Annotated in this window: 11 protein-coding genes, 2 tRNA genes and 1 pseudogene; 5 read left to right on the forward strand and 9 right to left on the reverse strand. The window is 71.0% G+C overall.

Annotation, left to right across the window (positions count from 1 at the left end):
• A pseudogene (locus D452_RS0121675) lies at positions 1-404 on the forward strand (malate dehydrogenase); the annotation flags it as partial.
• A gap of 149 nt (positions 405-553) precedes the next feature.
• Positions 554-3,046 (forward strand): DEAD/DEAH box helicase, encoded by a 2,493-nt coding sequence (locus D452_RS0121680; protein ID WP_017546240.1) that lies wholly within the window; start codon positions 554-556, stop codon positions 3,044-3,046.
• 40 nt (positions 3,047-3,086) lie between these two features.
• Here D452_RS0121680 and D452_RS0121685 read toward each other — a convergent pair whose 3' ends face one another.
• Complete coding sequence (locus tag D452_RS0121685; protein WP_017546241.1) at positions 3,087-3,572, reverse strand: cytidine/deoxycytidylate deaminase family protein; 486 nt, start codon at positions 3,570-3,572, stop codon at positions 3,087-3,089.
• Complete coding sequence (locus D452_RS0121690) at positions 3,572-4,273, reverse strand: RibD family protein (RefSeq protein ID WP_017546242.1); 702 nt, start codon at positions 4,271-4,273, stop codon at positions 3,572-3,574. The genes D452_RS0121685 and D452_RS0121690 overlap by 1 nt, the downstream gene beginning before the upstream one ends.
• A gap of 606 nt (positions 4,274-4,879) precedes the next feature.
• Between D452_RS0121690 and D452_RS0121695 the strand changes: the two genes are divergently transcribed.
• Positions 4,880-5,764 carry an SAM-dependent methyltransferase gene (locus D452_RS0121695; protein WP_017546243.1) on the forward strand — a complete coding sequence of 295 codons (885 nt, stop codon included), beginning with the start codon at positions 4,880-4,882 and terminating at the stop codon, positions 5,762-5,764.
• A 114-nt stretch (positions 5,765-5,878) separates the two neighbouring features.
• Here D452_RS0121695 and D452_RS0121700 read toward each other — a convergent pair.
• Both D452_RS0121700 and D452_RS0121705 read right to left on the reverse strand, forming a co-directional pair.
• Positions 5,879-5,951 (reverse strand) — tRNA-Asn (locus D452_RS0121700).
• 223 nt (positions 5,952-6,174) lie between these two features.
• A tRNA-Asn gene (locus tag D452_RS0121705) sits at positions 6,175-6,247 on the reverse strand.
• 159 nt (positions 6,248-6,406) lie between these two features.
• Here D452_RS0121705 and D452_RS0121710 point away from each other — a divergent pair.
• Positions 6,407-6,751 (forward strand): hypothetical protein, encoded by a 345-nt coding sequence (locus tag D452_RS0121710; RefSeq protein WP_017546244.1) that lies wholly within the window; start codon positions 6,407-6,409, stop codon positions 6,749-6,751.
• A gap of 2 nt (positions 6,752-6,753) precedes the next feature.
• Positions 6,754-7,308, forward strand: a complete 555-nt coding sequence (locus D452_RS0121715; protein WP_017546245.1) for a hypothetical protein — start codon at positions 6,754-6,756, stop codon at positions 7,306-7,308.
• A gap of 22 nt (positions 7,309-7,330) precedes the next feature.
• On the opposite strand, the gene D452_RS0121720 is transcribed toward D452_RS0121715, so the two are convergent.
• The 5 genes from D452_RS0121720 to D452_RS0121740 form a co-directional block, all read right to left on the reverse strand.
• Positions 7,331-10,261, reverse strand: a complete 2,931-nt coding sequence (locus D452_RS0121720; RefSeq protein WP_017546246.1) for an FAD-binding and (Fe-S)-binding domain-containing protein — start codon at positions 10,259-10,261, stop codon at positions 7,331-7,333.
• A 65-nt stretch (positions 10,262-10,326) separates the two neighbouring features.
• Positions 10,327-11,652 carry a glycoside hydrolase family 18 protein gene (locus tag D452_RS0121725; RefSeq protein WP_026129548.1) on the reverse strand — a complete coding sequence of 442 codons (1,326 nt, stop codon included), beginning with the start codon at positions 11,650-11,652 and terminating at the stop codon, positions 10,327-10,329.
• 117 nt (positions 11,653-11,769) lie between these two features.
• Positions 11,770-12,855 (reverse strand): RNA polymerase sigma factor RpoD, encoded by a 1,086-nt coding sequence (rpoD, locus tag D452_RS0121730; RefSeq protein WP_026129549.1) that lies wholly within the window; start codon positions 12,853-12,855, stop codon positions 11,770-11,772.
• Between the two features lie 104 nt (positions 12,856-12,959).
• Positions 12,960-15,770 (reverse strand): DNA primase, encoded by a 2,811-nt coding sequence (dnaG, locus tag D452_RS31860; protein ID WP_026129550.1) that lies wholly within the window; start codon positions 15,768-15,770, stop codon positions 12,960-12,962.
• Positions 15,771-15,900: 130 nt separating this feature from the next.
• Positions 15,901-16,926, reverse strand: coding sequence for a LacI family DNA-binding transcriptional regulator (locus tag D452_RS0121740; protein WP_026129551.1), 1,026 nt, complete (start codon positions 16,924-16,926; stop codon positions 15,901-15,903).
• Positions 16,927-17,056 lie beyond the last annotated feature (130 nt).

A 17,056-nucleotide genomic window follows, 5' to 3' on the forward strand; every position in this document is an offset into this window, starting at 1 on the left:
TGTTCAACGCCGAGGTCAACGGCGCCAACGCCGCCAAGGCCGTCGGCGACCAGGACTGGCTGGAGAAGGACTTCATCCCGACCGTCGCCAAGCGCGGCGCCGCGATCATCGAGGCCCGTGGCGCCTCGTCGGCCGCCTCGGCCGCCAACGCCGCCATCGACCACGTGTACGACTGGGTGAACGGCACCCCCGAGGGCGACTGGACCTCCGCGGCCATCCCGTCCGACGGCTCCTACGGCGTCCCCGAGGGCCTCATCTCCTCCTTCCCCGTCACCTCGAAGAACGGTAAGTGGGAGATCGTGCAGGGCCTGGAGATCGACGAGTTCTCCCGCGGCCGTATCGACGCTTCGGTGCAGGAGCTCGTCGAGGAGCGCGACACCGTCAAGCAGCTCGGCCTCGTCTAGGGGATCGACGCGGCGGCACGGTCACGGGCACGTTCCCCCTGGGGGGACGTGCCCGTCCGTGTTCCGGGCCAGGTGAGGGGACGAACACCCCGGTGTGTCCCGAAGGGGGTCGGGGAGCGGGCAGTATAGAGACCGTGAGTCTCATTGATGTGCTTCCGGCCGAACCAGAACCCGACTCCCTCTTCGAGGCGTTCGCTTTGTGGGCCGAGGAGCGGGGCCTCACCCTCTACTCGCACCAGGAGGAGGCCCTCATCGAGGTCGTCTCCGGGTCGAACGTCATCCTCAACACCCCCACCGGCTCGGGCAAGAGCATGGTCGCCACTGGCGCGCTGTTCGCGGCCCTGGCGCGGAACGAGTGCGCGTTCTACACCGCGCCCATCAAGGCGCTGGTGTCGGAGAAGTTCTTCGACCTGTGCAAGATCTTCGGCACCGAGAACGTCGGCATGATGACCGGCGACGCCAGCGTCAACGCCGACGCGCCCATCGTGTGCTGCACGGCGGAGGTCCTCGCCCAGATCGCCCTGGCCGAGGGCCGGGACGCCGACATCAACACCGTCGTCATGGACGAGTTCCACTTCTACGCCGAACCGGACCGCGGCTGGGCCTGGCAGGTGCCCCTGCTGGAGATGCCCCAGGCGCAGTTCCTGCTGATGTCGGCCACCCTGGGCGACGTCAGCCGGTTCGAGGAGGATCTGGAGAAGCGCACGGGCCGGTCGACCGCGGTGGTCACCTCCGCCGAGCGCCCCGTCCCCCTCTACTACGACTACCGGACCACCCCGTTGCACGAGACTCTGGAGGAGCTTCTCGGCAACGGTGACGCGCCCGTGTACATCGTGCACTTCACCCAGGCGCAGGCGATCGAGCGCGCACAGTCGTTGACCAGTATCAACATGTGCACCAAGGAGGAGAAGGCACGGATCGCCGACGAGATCGGCAACTTCCGCTTCACCACCAAGTTCGGCCGCAACCTGTCCCGGTACGTGCGGCACGGCATCGGCGTGCACCACGCGGGGATGCTGCCCAAGTACCGGCGCCTCGTGGAGCGGCTGGCCCAGGCGGGGCTGCTCAAGGTCATCTGCGGCACCGACACCCTGGGGGTGGGCGTGAACGTGCCCATCCGCACCGTGCTGTTCACCGCGCTGAGCAAGTACGACGGCGTGCGGGTGCGCCGACTGCGCGCGCGGGAGTTCCACCAGATCGCCGGACGCGCCGGGCGGGCGGGGTTCGACACGGTCGGCAACGTGGTCGCCCAGGCCCCCGAACACGTCATCGAGAACGAGAAGGCGCTGGCCAAGGCTGGTGACGACAGCAAGAAGCGGCGCAAGGTGGTGCGCAAGAAGGCCCCCGAGGGGTTCGTGTCCTGGGACGAGGCCACCTTCCGCAAGCTCATCGACGCCGACCCCGAGCCGCTGAACTCGCGTTTCCGGGTGAGCAACGCGATGCTGCTGAGCGTCATCGCTCGGCCGGGCAACTGCTTCACCGCCATGAAGCACCTGCTGACCGAGAACCACGACGATCGCAGGACGCAGCGGCGCCACATCCGCGAGTCGATCGCCATCTACCGCTCGCTCCTGGACGGCGGGATCGTGGAGACCCTGCCCGAACCGGACGACCAGGGCCGTACCGCCCGGCTCACGGTGGACCTCCAGGCCGACTTCGCGCTCAACCAGCCGCTGTCCACGTTCGCGCTGGCCGCGCTGGAGCTGCTGGACACCGAGTCGCCGACCTACCACCTGGACGCGCTCACCGTGGTGGAGTCCACGTTGGACGACCCGCGTCAGATCCTGGGCGCCCAGCTCAACAAGGCCCGGGGCGAGGCCGTCCAGGAAATGAAGATGGACGGCATCGAGTACGACGAGCGCATGGAGCGGCTGGAGGAGATCGACTACCCCAAGCCGCTGGAGGAGCTGCTCGACCACGCGTACGAGGTCTACCGGCGCGGTCACCCGTGGGTGGGCGACCACCCGCTGCGGCCCAAGACCGTGGCCCGCGACATGTACGAGCGCGCGATGAACTTCGTGGAGTACGTGGGCCACTACGAGCTGGCCCGCTCCGAGGGTCTGGTGCTGCGGTACCTGGCCAGCGCCTACAAGGCCCTCAACCAGACGGTTCCGGACGACTCCAAGACCGAGGAGCTGCGCGACCTCATCGAGTGGCTGGGCGAGCTGGTACGCCAGGTGGACTCCAGCCTGCTGGACGAGTGGGAGCAGCTCACCAACCCCGAGGAGGAGTCCGAGGCCGAGGGCGCCGAGGCGGAGGAGAAGGTCCGGCCGGTCACCTCGAACGCCCGCGCCTTCCGGGTGCTGGTCCGCAACGAGATGTTCCGCCGTGTGGAGCTGGCCTCGCGGCGGCGCTACGGCGACCTCGGCAAGCTCTCCGAGGACGACGAGTGGAGCGGCGAGGAGTGGGCCGAGGCCGTGGAGGCGTACTACGCCGAGCACGACCAGATCGGCACCGGACCGGACGCGCGCGGTCCGAAGATGCTCCTCATCGAGGAGGAGGACGACATGTGGCGGGTGCGGCAGATCCTCGCCGACCCCGCCGGTGACCACGACTGGGGCATCAGTGCCGAGGTGGACCTGGCGGCGTCCAACGCCGAGGGCCGCGCGGTGGTGCACGTGACGGACGTGAACCGCCTCTAGGCGGGTGGGGCCTCCGGTCGGAGGCCCCTGTCGGAGGCCCTCAGCCGAGCAGGTGGGCGTTGACCTCGCGGACACCCTCGGCGAGGTCGGGACGTTCGACCACGGTGACCCCCGCGGCGGTCAGGCGCTCGGCGCCGTCGCAGTCCACGAACAGCGCCGGTTCACGCCAGGCCAGGACGACCCGGCGCACGGGTGTGGCCAGGATCAGCGCGGTGCACGAGCGCGGCCGTGAGGCCCGGGAGCTGCACGGTTCCAGGGACGAGTAGACGGTCGCCCCGGCCAGGCGCGGGTCCTCGGGCGCGATCCCCCGCAGCGCCACCTCCTCGGCGTGGTCGTGCGGGTCGTCGCGGCGGGAGTACCCCGCCCCCAGGACCCGGCCGTCCTCGGACACCACGACGGCCCCCACCGAGTAGGCGGTGGTGGAGGGCGGGCAGGAACGCGACAGCCGCACCGCCTCCGTCAGCCAGAACGCGTCGGCGGCCCCCTCCTCCGGAGCCGGTCCGCTGGTGGTGCCGGTCGGTTCCATCACCGCTCCCCGGGGTGGAGGACGTACCGCAGCACGGCGACGTCTCCGAGGGCGCGTGCCTCCACCAGACGCATGGGCGCCTCGGGGGTGTGGGGGTAGGTGCCCGGCATGACGAAGCGCGGGGCGCCCTCCTCCCCCACCAGGAACGGGGCGACCGCGAGCCGGAGTTCGTCGGCCAGGCCCGAGGTGAGGAACAGGGTGTGGATGTGGCCGCCGCCCTCGACCAGCAGGCGGGAGACGCCCCGGGCGGCGAGGTCGCCCAGGATCGCTTCGGCGGTGGGCGGGTCACCCGCGTCCACGACCTCGGCGGGCGGGTCGGTGTCGGGGCGCCCGGCCAGGAGCCGGGTGGCGGTGGCCACCCCGGTACCGCCGGTGTAGACGACCGCCCCGGCGTCCCCGGTGGAGAAGAGGCGCGCCCCGGGGTCCACTTCGCCGCTCCGGGTGACCACGGCCTTGATCAGGTTCTCGGTCCGCCCCTGCTCGCGGCGGCGCTCCCTCAGGGCCGGCGAGCGAACGAGGAGCCGGGGGTCGTCGGCCCGCAGGGTGCCCGCGCCGACCAGGATGGCGTCGCATCCGGCGCGCAGTTCGTCGATCTCGGCGAAGTCCGCCTCGTTGGACAGCCGGAGGCGTTCGGGGCTGGTGTCGTCGATGCGCCCGTCGATCGACATCGCGCAGCTCAGGATGGTGTGGGGACGGTCCATGCCACCAGGTTAACGGCGGTCGCGGACCGGGGGTCCGAGGAGTGCGAGGGCTTCCCGCCGGGCCCGCCATTCCGACGCCCTCCCTCCGGTGGGACGGCGAATGGTTTAACGGCGCTTCGGTGGATTTCCGCAGGCAGTGGGTACCTTTGGGAAATTGCCCACCGCCTTTCCAATAGTGGTCCCGTCCGATTTCGGGGACGAACCGTTCGGGACCGAGGACCCGGGTCCTTCGGAGGGGGCGCTCCGGGGGCGGCCGGGGGCACCGAACCCGATCCAGGGACGGCGCGGGCCCCGTGAAGCCCGACGGGAAGGGGCCGGAGCTCCCCTCACCCCGTGGCAGGCGGGTCGGTACGGGACACCCCGAACCCCGTTCCTCGCAAAATGGACATTAGGTGTATAAACACAAGTCAACCCAAGCCCGCCTTAACGCGTGGCGTCCGCACCTCCAAGGGAGAGCCCGGGCGACGATTTTTACCACCTGTATCCTGGACTCTGTTAACAACCGCGCCAACGCGGAATAGAATCCTTTGACGCGACCCCGCGAGGGGTCATCCCAGATTCATGGGAGTCGACCGCACTTCCCCACCTCAGAGCAAGAGGACGGCGATGTCTCGTTTCACCTCCCCCGACTTCCTGAGGCAGGCGGGGGACAATCACGTCCGTGCCAAACCCCCGCCGCCCGTCAACCTGGCCAGGGCCAACATCAACCGGCTCCATTCCTTCCATCTCAAGGGCAAGGACCACTTCCAGGTGGACCGGGACCTGGCGGCCAGGGCCGAGAACACCGCGGCCGGGTTCGTCGACCTCGTCCTGGGGGAACGCGCCTTCCTCCAGCGGGCGGTGCGGCACCTCTCCGCCGAACTGGGCATCCGACAGTTCCTCCAGGTGGGCGCGGGCATGCCCACCTCGGGGGATCCGCACGAGATCGCCCACGAGAGCTTCCCCGGCACCCGGGTCGTCTACGCCAGCCACGACCCCGTGGTGCTCGCCCACCACCTCGCCCTGATCCGTGACGGCCGCACCACCACCGCGGTGCGCGGCGGGTTGGATGACGTCCCGGGCCTCCTGCGCGACCCCGAGACGAGTCTGCTCGACCTCGACCAGCCGGTCGGGCTCCTGCTCACGGGTGTCGTCTCGCATTTGGGCGACCTCGGTGCCGCCGCACGCGGCATCGCGGAGCTGCGCGGGGCCCTGGCACCCGGAAGCCACATGGTCCTCAGCCACTACTGTCGCCCGGACCCCGTCCGTCACCCCAAGGACGCGTTCCGGGCCGAGCAGCTCCAGCAGCTGTTCGCCGACCAGCTGGGGCACGGGTACTGGCGCTCGGAACGGGACATCGCCGCGCTCTTCGACGGCTGGGAGTCCGTGCCTCCGGGGCTGCTCCAGGCCCAGAAGTGGCGCACCCTTCCGGTCGCTCCCCCCATCCCCGGGAGCTACCAGATGCCGCACCGCAACCGGCAACTGATCATCGGCGGCATGGGACGGGTCTGAGCACGTCCACCCTCGTCCCCGCGTTGGAGCCCACGTGCCCGGCAGCGGGCGGGGGTCGCCCCCGCACACACGACGAAGGCCCACCGGATCTCTCCGATGGGCCTTCCTCTCACGCTCCCGCGACTGGACTCGAACCAGTAACCTGCCGGTTAACAGCCGGCTGCTCTGCCGATTGAGCTACGCGGGATCGCGCCACTCCAAGGCACTGCGGCCTCGGCGACAGCACTAATCCTAGCGCGTCCGCAAGGGTGCTTGTGACGTTTTTTCTCAGGCCGGGGCGCACTTTCGCACCGCCCGTCGAGCACGCCCCGCCACCGGACCGAAGTCCTGACAGAAGCCCCGCCAACGGACGGAACAGGGCACACACGACGAAGGCCCACCGGATCCCTCCGGTGGGCCTTCCTCTCACGCTCCCGCGACTGGACTCGAACCAGTAACCTGCCGGTTAACAGCCGGCTGCTCTGCCGATTGAGCTACGCGGGATCGCGCCACTCCAAGGCACTGCGGCCTCGGCGACATGAATAGACTAGCGCGCTTCGGGAGTGCTCGTGACCGGTGTCGGCCCGTGTGGCCCGCGGCACGACCGGGTAACGTCGGGGCACGGACCACGCCGACCGTCACCAAGGCCGTAAAGAGGAAGCCATGCGCTACCGGATCACGTTCGTCGCCGGACTCGCCATCGGATACGTGCTGGGCGCCAAGGCGGGCCGGGCCCGCTACGAGCAGCTCGCCCGCACCGCCCGCAAGGTGGCCGACAGCCCCCTGGTCCAGGAGGTGGCCGGGGTCGTCGGCGCGCAGACCAGCAGAGCGGGCCGCGCCGCCTACGACAAGGCCGTCGAGAGGATGCCCATCACCTCCGTGCGCGACTTCCTGGCGCGCCCCACCGAGGAGGAGATCGAACTCGTCGAGTGGGAGACCGGCCCGTCCAACGGGACCCGCCCCGGGACGGGCGCCAACGGCGGCGGGGCCGAGGACCGGGACGCCTGACGATGCCACTGTTCGGCCAGAACATCCCCGAGCGGTTGCGTTCCCGGTTGGAGCGCGGCGAGCGGGTGCTCTCACAGGCACGCGTCGCCGCCCCGGCCGGGGGCGTCCCGGCCTCGGACTCCAGCGAGGGTTCCGCGGACGACGCGGTGCTGGTGGCCACCACCCGCGCCCTCCACCTGCCCGACGGGCACAGCGTGCCCTGGCAGGACATCGACCAGGCCCGGTGGAGCCCCGACACCCTCACGTTCGTCGAGGAGGGCGCGGGCGAGCACACCGTGCGGCTGCGCACCGAGCTCACCGGTGATCCCGTGGACTACCGGCGCTTCGCCGAGACCGTCGCCGAACGGGTCACCTCCACCATCCTGGTGAACCGGTTCGTGCCCTTCCCCGACGCCGAGTCCGCGACCGGCTTCCGGCTCGTGGCCCGGCGCGCGCCCCTGGGCAGCGAGATCGGCTGGCGGGTGCACCTGGGCGAGGGCCTGGACCCCGAGGACCCGCGCCTGTCCGACGCCGTCTCCCGGGCCCTGGCCCTCCTCCACGAACAGATGGGCGTGTGAGCCCACCCCGTCCCCGAACGCGTCAGGCCTCGCTCTGGGCCCGGGCCCTGCGATCCAGGCCCAGCGCGAGCGCCTCGGCCAGGTGCAGGGCCCGGCGCCCCGTCCCCTGCTCGATCTGGGTGCGGCAGCTGTAGCCGTCGGCCAACACCAGAGTGTCGGGCCCGGCCGCGCGCACCCGTGGCAGGAGTTCGCGCTCACCGATCGCCGAGGACACCTCGTAGTGCCCCTCGGTGAACCCGAAGTCGCCCGCCAGCCCGCAGCAGCCCGAGTCCAGCACCTCGCCGTCGATCCCGGCGCGCGCGATCAGCTCCCGGTCGGCGTCGAAGCCGGACACGGCGTGCTGGTGGCAGTGCACCTGGGCCAGCGCGGAGGCGTCCACGCGCGGCGGCGTCCAGTCCGGGGCGTACTCGTTGAGGAACCCGGCGAAGGTGTGCACGGCGGCCGCGACCCGCGTGCTCTCCTCCCCCGGCAGCAGTTCCACGAGGTCGTGCTTGAGGGCGGCCGTGCAGCTCGGTTCGAGGCCCACCACGGGCAGCCCCTGGGACACCAGTGGAGCCAGGGCCGCCACCGCCCGCCGCATGACGGCTCGGGCCACGTCCAACTGCCCCGTGGAGACCCACGTGAGCCCGCAGCAGACCTGCCCCCTGGGCAGCACCACGGAGAACCCGGCGTCCTCCAGCACGCGCACGGCCGAAACCAGCACGTTCGGGTTGAACAGGTTGCCGAAGGTGTCCGGCCACAGCACCACCTTGGGACCGCCGGCGCGCCCCTCGCCGCGGTTCAGGCGGCGCCGGTGCGCGCGGGTGAACGTGGTGCGGGCGAAGGCCGGGAGGTCGCGTTCGGCCGCCACCCCCGCCATCCGCTTGGCCAGTGAGGACACCCCGGGCAGGCGGACCATCCGATTGGCCTCCACCGGGGCCAGGGAGGCCAGGCGGGCCAGCACGGGAAGCCAGCCCATCGAGTAGTGCGCGGCCGGGCGCACCCTCCCCTTGTAGTGCTGGTGCAGGAACTCGGCCTTGTAGGAGGCCATGTCCACGTTGACCGGGCAGTCGCTCAGGCACCCCTTGCAGGAGAGGCACAGGTCCAGCGACTCCCGGACCTCCTCCGAGCGCCACCCGTCGGTGATCACCTCGCCGTTGGCCATCTCGAAGAGCAGGTGGGCGCGGCCGCGTGTGGAGTGCTTCTCCTCCTGGGTCACCTGGTAGCTGGGGCACATCACGCCGGGTCCGCTCTGGCGGCGGCACTTGCCCACGCCCGAGCAGCGGCGCAACGCCTTGGCGAAGTCACCGTCGTCCTCGCCATAGGCCAGGGAGGTCTGGGAGAGCAGCGGGAGTCGCGGGCGCACGTCGGTGGCCACCCGGATGTCGGCGTCCAGCGGGAGCGGGTCGACGATGATGCCCGGGTTCATGAGGTTGTCGGGGTCCCAGACCCGCTTGAACTCGCCGAAGGCGCGTACGAGGCCCTCCGGGTACATACGGGAGAGGAGTTCGGAGCGGGCCTGGCCGTCGCCGTGTTCGCCGGAGAGCGAGCCCCCGTGCCGCACCACGATCCCGGCGGCCTCCTCCATGAAGGCCCGGTACTCGCGGCGCCCCTCCTCATGGGTGAGCTCGAAGTCGATGCGCACGTGCAGGCAGCCGTCTCCGAAGTGGCCGTAGACGACCCCGTAGCGGTCGTGCCGGGCCATCAGGTCCTCGAAGTCGCGCAGGTAGTCGCCGAGGTTCTCCGGCGGGACGGCGGCGTCCTCCCAGCCCGACCACGCCTCGGCACCGGTGGGGGTGCGCGAGGTGAGGCCCGCGCCCTCCTCCCGGATGCGCCACAGCGCCTTCTGGTGACCGGTGTCGGTGACCACGGCGGAGTCGCGCGGACTGCTCGACTCGTCCAGGGAGTCGATCATCCTGAGCGCGGAGTCGGCCGCCTCCTCCGGGGTGGCGCCCGCGATCTCCACCAGCAGCCAGGCGTGGCCGAGCGGCAGCGGCACCCGTGACTTCGACCCGTGGCGGTCCAGGGCGGCCACGATGCGGTCGTTGATGCCCTCGACTGTGAGAGGGGAGTGTTCCAGCAGCCCGGGCACGGCGTCGGCGGCCGAGGGGGCGTCGTCGTATCCCAGCACCGCCAGGGCGCGGGCGGGCGGCGACTCGACCAGGCGGACGGTGGCACCCACGACCATGGCGCAGGTGCCCTCGGTGCCCACCAGGGACGCGGCGACGTCGCGGCCCTTCTCCGGAAGCAGGCGGTCGATGCCGTAGCCGGAGACACGGCGCCGGAACTCGGGCATGGCGGTGCGCATCTCGGCGCGGTGGGTCTCGACGAGGCGGGCCAGCGCCGCGTGGATCTCCCCCTCCCGTCCGGGGCGCGCGGCCAGTTCCTCGAACTCCTTCTCGGTGTGCTCGGAGCCGACGGTGATCCGGGTGCCGTCGGAGAGGAGCAGATCGAGGGAGACCACGTTGTCGGCGGTGGTGCCCCAGGCCACCGAGTGGGAGCCGCAGGCGTTGTTGCCGACCATCCCGCCGATGGTGCAGCGGCTGTGGGTGGAGGGGTCCGGGGCGAAGGTGAGCCCGTGTTCGGCGGTGGCGGCGCGCAGGTCGTCGAGGATCACCCCGGGTTGCACGGTGGCGGTGCGGGCCTCGGGATCGATGTCGAGGATGGCGCGCAGGTGGCGTGAGGTGTCGATGACCACACCGGTACCGATGGCGTTCCCGGCGATGGAGGTGCCGCCGCCGCGCGGGATGATCGGCACCCCGTGGGCGGCGCACGCGCGGACGGCGGCCACGCAGTCGTCGACGGTCTCGGGGATGACCACGGCGAGCGGTACGCGCCGGTAGTTCGAGGCGTCGGAGGTGTAGAGGGCGAGCGTGCCCGCGTCCAGGGCGACGGTTCCCCGGACGCCCTCCTCCAGGTCGCGGCGGAGTGCGGGAAGGTCCGGGTGTGGGATGGTGCTGTGCGGATCGGCCATGCCCACAGCGTGGCGCGGGCGGTGTGGGGTGGCAACCTCGGCGCGCGGCGCGGCTCTCGGGCCGATCAGTCCATGGACTCGCGCATGGCGCGGACCAGTGCGCCGTCGGGGTCCATGTCGAGGTTCCACACCATCATCCCGGCGAGGCCGTGCTCGCGGACGTAGGCGCCCTTGAGTGAGATCACCTCGGGGTTGTCGTAGGTCCACCACTCGTCGCCGTCGTAGACCCAGTAGGCGCCCGCCTCCTCGTCCAGGAAGCGGCGACCGTCCATCTCCTCCAGCTGGTCGAAGGGACGGGTGGGGCCGTCGTAGTCGTCGTCGGCCGCGCCCCCGGCGACCTGTCCGCGGCCCTCGTCCTGGGCGGGGACCCCCTGCCAGCCGCGTCCGAAGGCCGGGACGCCCATGACGATCTGGTCGGGGTCGGCGCCCAGGTCCAGGTAGCGCTGGACCGCCTGGTCGACGCTGTTGGCGTCCTCGTCGTGGCCGGGGGCGTACAGGTTGGAGTGGTGCGCGGTCCGTTCGCTCCAGGGGCCGGAGAAGTCGTACCCCTGGACCGTGGCGAAGTCGACGTGGTCGAACACCTCGGGTTCGAAGACTCCGGCGTGATCGCGACCCCCGGGCAGTGACGCGGACAGCACGTAGTCCTGCCCGGTCTCCCGGGAGAGGGCGTCCATCTGGCGGCGGAACTCGGCCACCAGCAGCGTGAAGTTGGCGGGGTCGTCGGGGTGCTCCACGTTGTCGGGGTTGCCCCTCCCGCCCGGCCACTCCCAGTCCAGGTCGACTCCGTCGAAGACGCCCGCGCCCGAGCCGTCCCCGCCCTGGGGCTCCTCACCGCGCACCGGCAGGTTCCCGCGCAGCCACAGGTCCAGGCAGGAGGCGACGAAGGCCTCCCGGGACTCCTCGGTGCGCGCGGCGGTGGAGAAGTGCACCGACCAGTTCCAGCCGCCCAGGGAGAGGCTCGCGCCCAGGTCCGGATACTCCCCGCGGAGCTGGCGCAGCTGGTTGAGGCCGCCCGCGAGCTCCTGCTCGTACTCGTCAGCCTGCCCGCTGACGCTCTCGTCCGCCGCGTAGCGCCGCTGGTAGAGCTCCCAGGGCTGGTCGTGGCGGTCCTCGGGGATGTGGCACAGGCCGTCGCGGTCGATACCGCCGAAGGCCCACATGATCCGGGTGAGGTCCGCGGGCGCCCCGCTGCCGCGCAGTTCGTTGATGGTGTAGCCGCGGTTGGCCACGTTCCAGTCGGCGAAGTACCCGATCCGCTCGGGTTCGCGTTGGTTCTTGAGCACGAGTGCCCCCACGAGCAGCACGACGGCGGTGGCGGCCGCGCCCAGGACCAGCAGTGGACGCCGTCCGGAGGGCGTCCTGGACTCGGGCGGGGTCGGCGAGGCGTTCACACCTCGACCGTAGGGGCACCGGGGGACGAGGACGGGGCGTTCGTCCCATGTCGGCCACATGAGGCCGTTCCCGCGTTCCCGGGAACCCACGGTGGGCCCCGGACGTTGGCCTGTGCCTCATCCGCTGTGCAGGAAGTCCTTCAGGGTGCCCGCGCGCGAGGGGTGGCGGAGCTTGGCGAGGGTCTTGGCCTCGATCTGGCGTATCCGTTCCCGGGTGACTCCGAACTCGCGGCCCACCTCCTCCAGGGTGCGCGGGTGGCCGTCCGCCAGCCCGAAGCGGAGCCGGATGATCCGCCGTTCCCGCTCGGAGAGGTCCCCCAACAGCACTCGCAGCTGTTCCTGGAGCAGGGTGAACGCGGCCGCCTCCACCGGCACGACCGCGTCGGAGTCCTCTATGAAGTCACCGAAGTCGGACTCCTCCTCGCCGATGGGTGCCTGGAGGGAGACGGGTTCGCGGGCGATGCGCTGGATCTCCAGGACCCGGTCCCCGACGAAGCCGGCGGCGGAGGAGATCTCGGCGACGCTGGGCTCGCGGCCCAGCTGCTGGTGCAGCTGGTGCTGGACCCGGACGAGCTTGTTGATGGTCTCGACCATGTGCACCGGGATGCGGATGGTGCGGGCCTGGTCGGCGATGGCCCGGGTGATGGCCTGGCGGATCCACCAGGTGGCGTAGGTGGAGAACTTGAAGCCCTTGGTGTAGTCGAACTTCTCCACCGCCCGGATGAGGCCGAGGTTGCCCTCCTGGATGAGGTCCAGGAAGAGGAGCCCGCGCCCCATGTAGCGCTTGGCGATGGACACGACCAGGCGCAGGTTCGACTCGATCAGCCGCCGCTTGGCCCGCCTGCCCTCCTCCACCAGCGCGGCGAGCTCGTCCGTCGCGCAGTGCCCCGGTGCGGGTTCCTGGCGCTGGGCGTACAGGCCAGCCTCGACGGCCTTGGCGAGGTCCACCTCCTCCTGAGCGGTCAGGAGCGGCACCCGGCCGATCTCGCGCAGGTACATGCGGACCAGGTCCGAACCCGAGCGGCGGCCCGGGTCGGTGACCGGCGCCGCCTCCTCCGGCTCGACCACGTCGACCCCGGCCCGGGCGAGGTCCGTGATGGTCTGGTCCAGGGAGTCGGGTGGCGCGTCGAGGCTTTCCAAAGCCGACGCGACCTCCCCACGGCTCACCGTTCCCCGACCGGAGTCGGGAAGGAGCGGAACCACTTGACGAACGGGTGGTATTTCGTTGGACACGACTGTGGGAGACACCACTCCATTGTGCCCGCAAACCCGCCGCAATAGGGAGAACTATTATTGTCACCCCGGTGCTACATACCGGTGGAACCCGACTGCTGGAGGGCACGTTTCTGCTGGCCAAGCTGCATGAGTTCGACGAAGACCCGGTTGTATTCCTCCGGCTGAGCGGCCTGGTCAATCCGGTGGAGCTCGGATTTCAGGTTTGACTCCCGCCGGTTGATGGAATGAGTCCTGATTGTGCTCAGTATTTGCTGGGCGAAATGATCGTCGAGTTCTCCATAGAACTTGATCTCCTCCACGCCGAGGCGCGTGACGAAATCGCGTTGCGCGTCATTGGGGGCCGCGTCCCGGAGCGTCAGCGCCCAGGTCTCGGGGTCGCTCACCCCGGCGATCCCGCCCTGCTGCCGGATGAGCTGGAGCACCGCGCGGTGCTGGGGGACGGTGAAGTCCTCCTCCGTGAGCGTGTCGAAGCCCCGCGCGAGGTTCGGGAGCTTGACCGCGATCTTGAGGGCCTCCCGTTCCCGCTGCACGGAGGGGTCGCGCAGGTCGTAGGGGGCGCTCTGGGCGTCCGGCGTGGGCACCGGCGCCTGGGGCGCGGGCCGGGCCCCGCCCTGGCGCATGTGCTGGCGGACGCGGCGCACCACGAAGGCCTCGTCCAGGAACCCGAGCCAGCGGTCCAGGTTCTTGGCGTAGGCCTCCCGGGTGCCCGCGTTGCGGATGCTGGCCACCACGGGCGCGGCCGCGTCGAGGGCGGCGATCCGGCCCTCCACCGTGGACAGGTCGTAGTTCTCGAAAGTCTTGCGGACCATGAACTCGTACAGCGGGGTGGCGTCCTCCACGAGGTCGACCACCGCCTGGGGTCCGTTCTGGAGGCGCAGGTCGCAGGGGTCGAGGCCGTCGGGCTGGACGGCCACGAAGGTCTCCGAGGAGAACCCGTGCTCCTCGGCGAAGGCCCGCACGGCCGCCTTCTGCCCGGCCTTGTCGCCGTCGAAGGTGAACACCACCCGGGTCTCGTGGTTGGGCCGCCCGTGCAGCATCCGGCGCAGGATCTTGAGGTGGTCCTCGCCGAAGGAAGTGCCGCAGGTGGCGACCGCAGTGGTCACACCGGCCTCGTGGCAGGCCATGACGTCGGTGTAGCCCTCGACGATGACCGCCTTGCCCTGCTTGGAGATCTCCCGTTTGGCCAGGTCCAGGCCGTAGAGGAGGCGGCCCTTGTGGAAGATGGGGCTCTCCGGGGAGTTCAGGTACTTGGGCCCGTCCTCTTCGGAGTCGAGCTTGCGCGCCCCGAACCCGACGACCTCCCCGGTGACCTCCCGCACCGGCCAGAGCAGACGGTTCCGGAACCGGTCGTAGGCTCCGCGCCGACCCTGACTGGCCAGGCCGCCCTCGATAATCTCGGCGTCGGTGAAACCCTTCTGACGCAGGTGGTCGGTGAGGTTCTGCCAGCCCGCGGGGGCGAACCCCAGCCCGAACTGCTCGGCGTGCACCCGGTTGAAGCCGCGCTCCCCCAGGAACCGCCGCGCGGCGACCGCCCCGGGTGACAGGAGCTGCTCGGAGTAGAACTGCGCCGCGGCCCTGTGCGCGTCCAGCAGGCGCTGCCGTTTGCCCTCGTCCCTGCGGGGGCTGCTGCGCCCGCCCTCCTCGAACCGCAGGACGATCCCGGTCTGCCGTGCCAGGGACTCGACCGCGTCCGCGAAGCTGAGGCTGTCGATCTTCTGCACGAAGGAGATGACGTCCCCGCCCTCCCCGCAACCGAAGCAGTTTCCGGTGAGGATGTTGTCTTCCAGGACGAAGGCGTGACCATCGTCCACAACAGCGCAGAAGACCTCCTCGAACCGGTCGGTGTCCTCCACCGAGCGCACGGTCCAGCCCCTGCGGGCGAACTTCTTCTCCGCACTCGTGAAGCGCAGACGGTGCTCCTCGTGAAGGAGGAACTCCTCGGTCAGGTCCTCGTTGACGAAGTGCACCCGGAAGATCGAGGAGGGCTCCCTGCCGGGAAATCCCTCGCGTACCTGCTCGGTGATGCCGTAGGTGCCGATCCCGAGCCTGGTCGCGACCGCGCGGACGTGCTCCAGCACGGAGCGGTCCGCGCAGTTGAGCAGGACCGTTCCGTCCTTGGCGACGTGACCGTCGGCGGCAAGGTACCCGGCGAGCCACCCGTAGAGGTAGCTGTGGGACTCCTCCAGTGACGGCAGGTCCTTGAAGTGCCCGGGCAGGTGGTGGACAAGGATCTGGCGACCGCTCTGCGACGTCTCACTGTTGGGGAACCACTTGAGCAGCGCGGGGTCCTTCTCCGCGTCCAGTTGGGCCATGCTGCCGCGCCCGTGGCGGGTGCCGTCACCGAAGGTGATCCCGTGCGCGATACCGAACGGCGAGGGCGTGGTCCGGGTGACCTTCTTCGGCGGGAAGACGTGGGCGAGCCGGTGCTCGGGGCGCAGTTCCTCGGTGGTGACCTCACGCACCTTCGACCGGTCCTTGCCGGACTGCACGAACCACCGGTGCTCGGGGGTGGCGTGGATCTCCTTGTGCTGGCCGTTCCTGCTGAGGGTGAGCCGCATCAGCCGCTGCTCACCGAAGGAGTAGAAGGGAGCCTCCACCCAGGTGGCACTCCTGGTGAGGATCGTGTGTCTGCCCCCGGCCAGCTCCCGGATGGGCCTGACCCCGTCCCGGGTCAGCACCCGGGTCTCCCCCGCCAGACAGTAGAAGAGGTTCTTGGCGGGGGTGACGTTGAAGGAGGGGGACTTCTCGTCGTGGAAGGGGCAGAGCCCCTTGAGCGAGCCACCTCCGGCATTGCGCAGCTGGAGGTACTCACCGATCACGTCAGCGATGGGTGTGCGCTCGCGTACGAGGGCGATGTCTTCGTCTTTGATCCGGCCTGCCACGGTTTTCAGGGTAGTTCTCCCCCGGGCCGTTCCGACCACTGTCCACAGGGCGGGTCTCCCAAGACACCCGTTCGCGGGTGGTCCGGCTGCCCGGAGTGACGGTGATCATCGCGGGGCCCGGCGCCGGGGTTCAGCGGCGGCGCACGGGTGGCGGCCCGGTGCTCCCGCGTACGCGTAGGCGGGCCGGGACGAGCTGGGGCGCGACCGGGTCCCTCCCGGGGGCGGCGAGCAAGTTCAGGAGCAGGCCCACGGCGGCCTCACCGACCTCGGCGGGGTCGCAGGCGGCGGTGGTGAGCGCGGGGACGAGGTGGGCCGCCTCCGGACGGTCGCCGAACCCGGCGACGCTGACCTGCCCGGGGACGCGCAGGCCGGACTCGTCGAAGGCCCGCAGCAGGCCGAGGGCGAGGAGGTCGTCGGCGGCCAGGACGGCGGTGACCTCCTCCCCCGCCGCACGTTGGGCCGCCAGTGCCAGTCCGGCGGCGTGACCGGCGTCCGGTCCGGTCACGGCGGGGATCTCGGGGACGGGAACACGCGCCCCGGCTTCCTCCAGGGCCGCGCGCCAGCCTCGGGTGCGGGCCGTGTGCCCCGGGGAGCCGTCGGCGACGTGGTGCACCGTGCCGTGCCCGAGTCCGAGCAGGTGGCGGGTGAGGGCTCGGGCGCCGCCGAGGTGGTCGGTTCCTACCGTCGCCAGGGGGTGGTGTGCGGTGCCGGGGTCCGCGTCGACCACGACGGTCGGCGGAGGGTGGTGGAGGGACCCGAGCTGCCCCTCCTGGCCGGGGACGAGGGCCACGCAGCCGTCGGGAGCGTGTTCCAGTAGGCGTTCGGCCGCCGCGGGCAGGTCCTCGGGCGCGGCTCCGGCGTACAGCAGGGTGCGGCCGGTGGCGCTCAGGGCGCGTTCCATACCGACCAGCGCGCGGACGGTGTCCGGGTGGTCGGGGACGGTGGTGAGCACGCCGACCAGTCCCGATCTGCGGGTGACCAGGGCGCGGGCGGAGGAGTTGCGGCGGTAGCCGAGTTCGGCGATGGCCGCGCGGACGCGGGCCTCGGTCCCGGGGAGCACCCCGGGGTGGGCGTTGAGGACGCGGGAGACGGTCTGGTGGGACACTCCGGCCAGCCGGGCGACGTCGTGCATGACGGGGCCACGCGGTGGGGGCATGCCCTGGTCCCTCGCTCGTGCCGGTGCGCTCCTGGGCGCCCCGCCACGCGGGCGCGGTGGCCGGGCGCACTGAGCAGTGTGCGGGCTCGTGTGGTGCGCGTCAAGACCGGTAACGGCGGGGGTCCCGTCC

It is taken from the genome of Nocardiopsis prasina DSM 43845 (assembly GCF_000341265.1).
Lineage (GTDB): Bacteria > Actinomycetota > Actinomycetes > Streptosporangiales > Streptosporangiaceae > Nocardiopsis > Nocardiopsis prasina.

What these genes read in the sequence shown, in the direction of transcription:
- D452_RS0121685 (WP_017546241.1), bottom strand. Translation starts at nt 3,572, where the DNA reads ATGGAACCGACCGGCACCACCAGCGGACCGGCTCCGGAGGAGGGGGCC.
- D452_RS0121690 (WP_017546242.1), bottom strand. Translation starts at nt 4,273, where the DNA reads ATGGACCGTCCCCACACCATCCTGAGCTGCGCGATGTCGATCGACGGG.
- D452_RS0121695 (WP_017546243.1), top strand. Translation starts at nt 4,880, where the DNA reads ATGTCTCGTTTCACCTCCCCCGACTTCCTGAGGCAGGCGGGGGACAAT.
- D452_RS0121710 (WP_017546244.1), top strand. Translation starts at nt 6,407, where the DNA reads ATGCGCTACCGGATCACGTTCGTCGCCGGACTCGCCATCGGATACGTG.
- D452_RS0121715 (WP_017546245.1), top strand. Translation starts at nt 6,754, where the DNA reads ATGCCACTGTTCGGCCAGAACATCCCCGAGCGGTTGCGTTCCCGGTTG.
- D452_RS0121720 (WP_017546246.1), bottom strand. Translation starts at nt 10,261, where the DNA reads ATGGCCGATCCGCACAGCACCATCCCACACCCGGACCTTCCCGCACTC.
- D452_RS0121740 (WP_026129551.1), bottom strand. Translation starts at nt 16,926, where the DNA reads ATGCCCCCACCGCGTGGCCCCGTCATGCACGACGTCGCCCGGCTGGCC.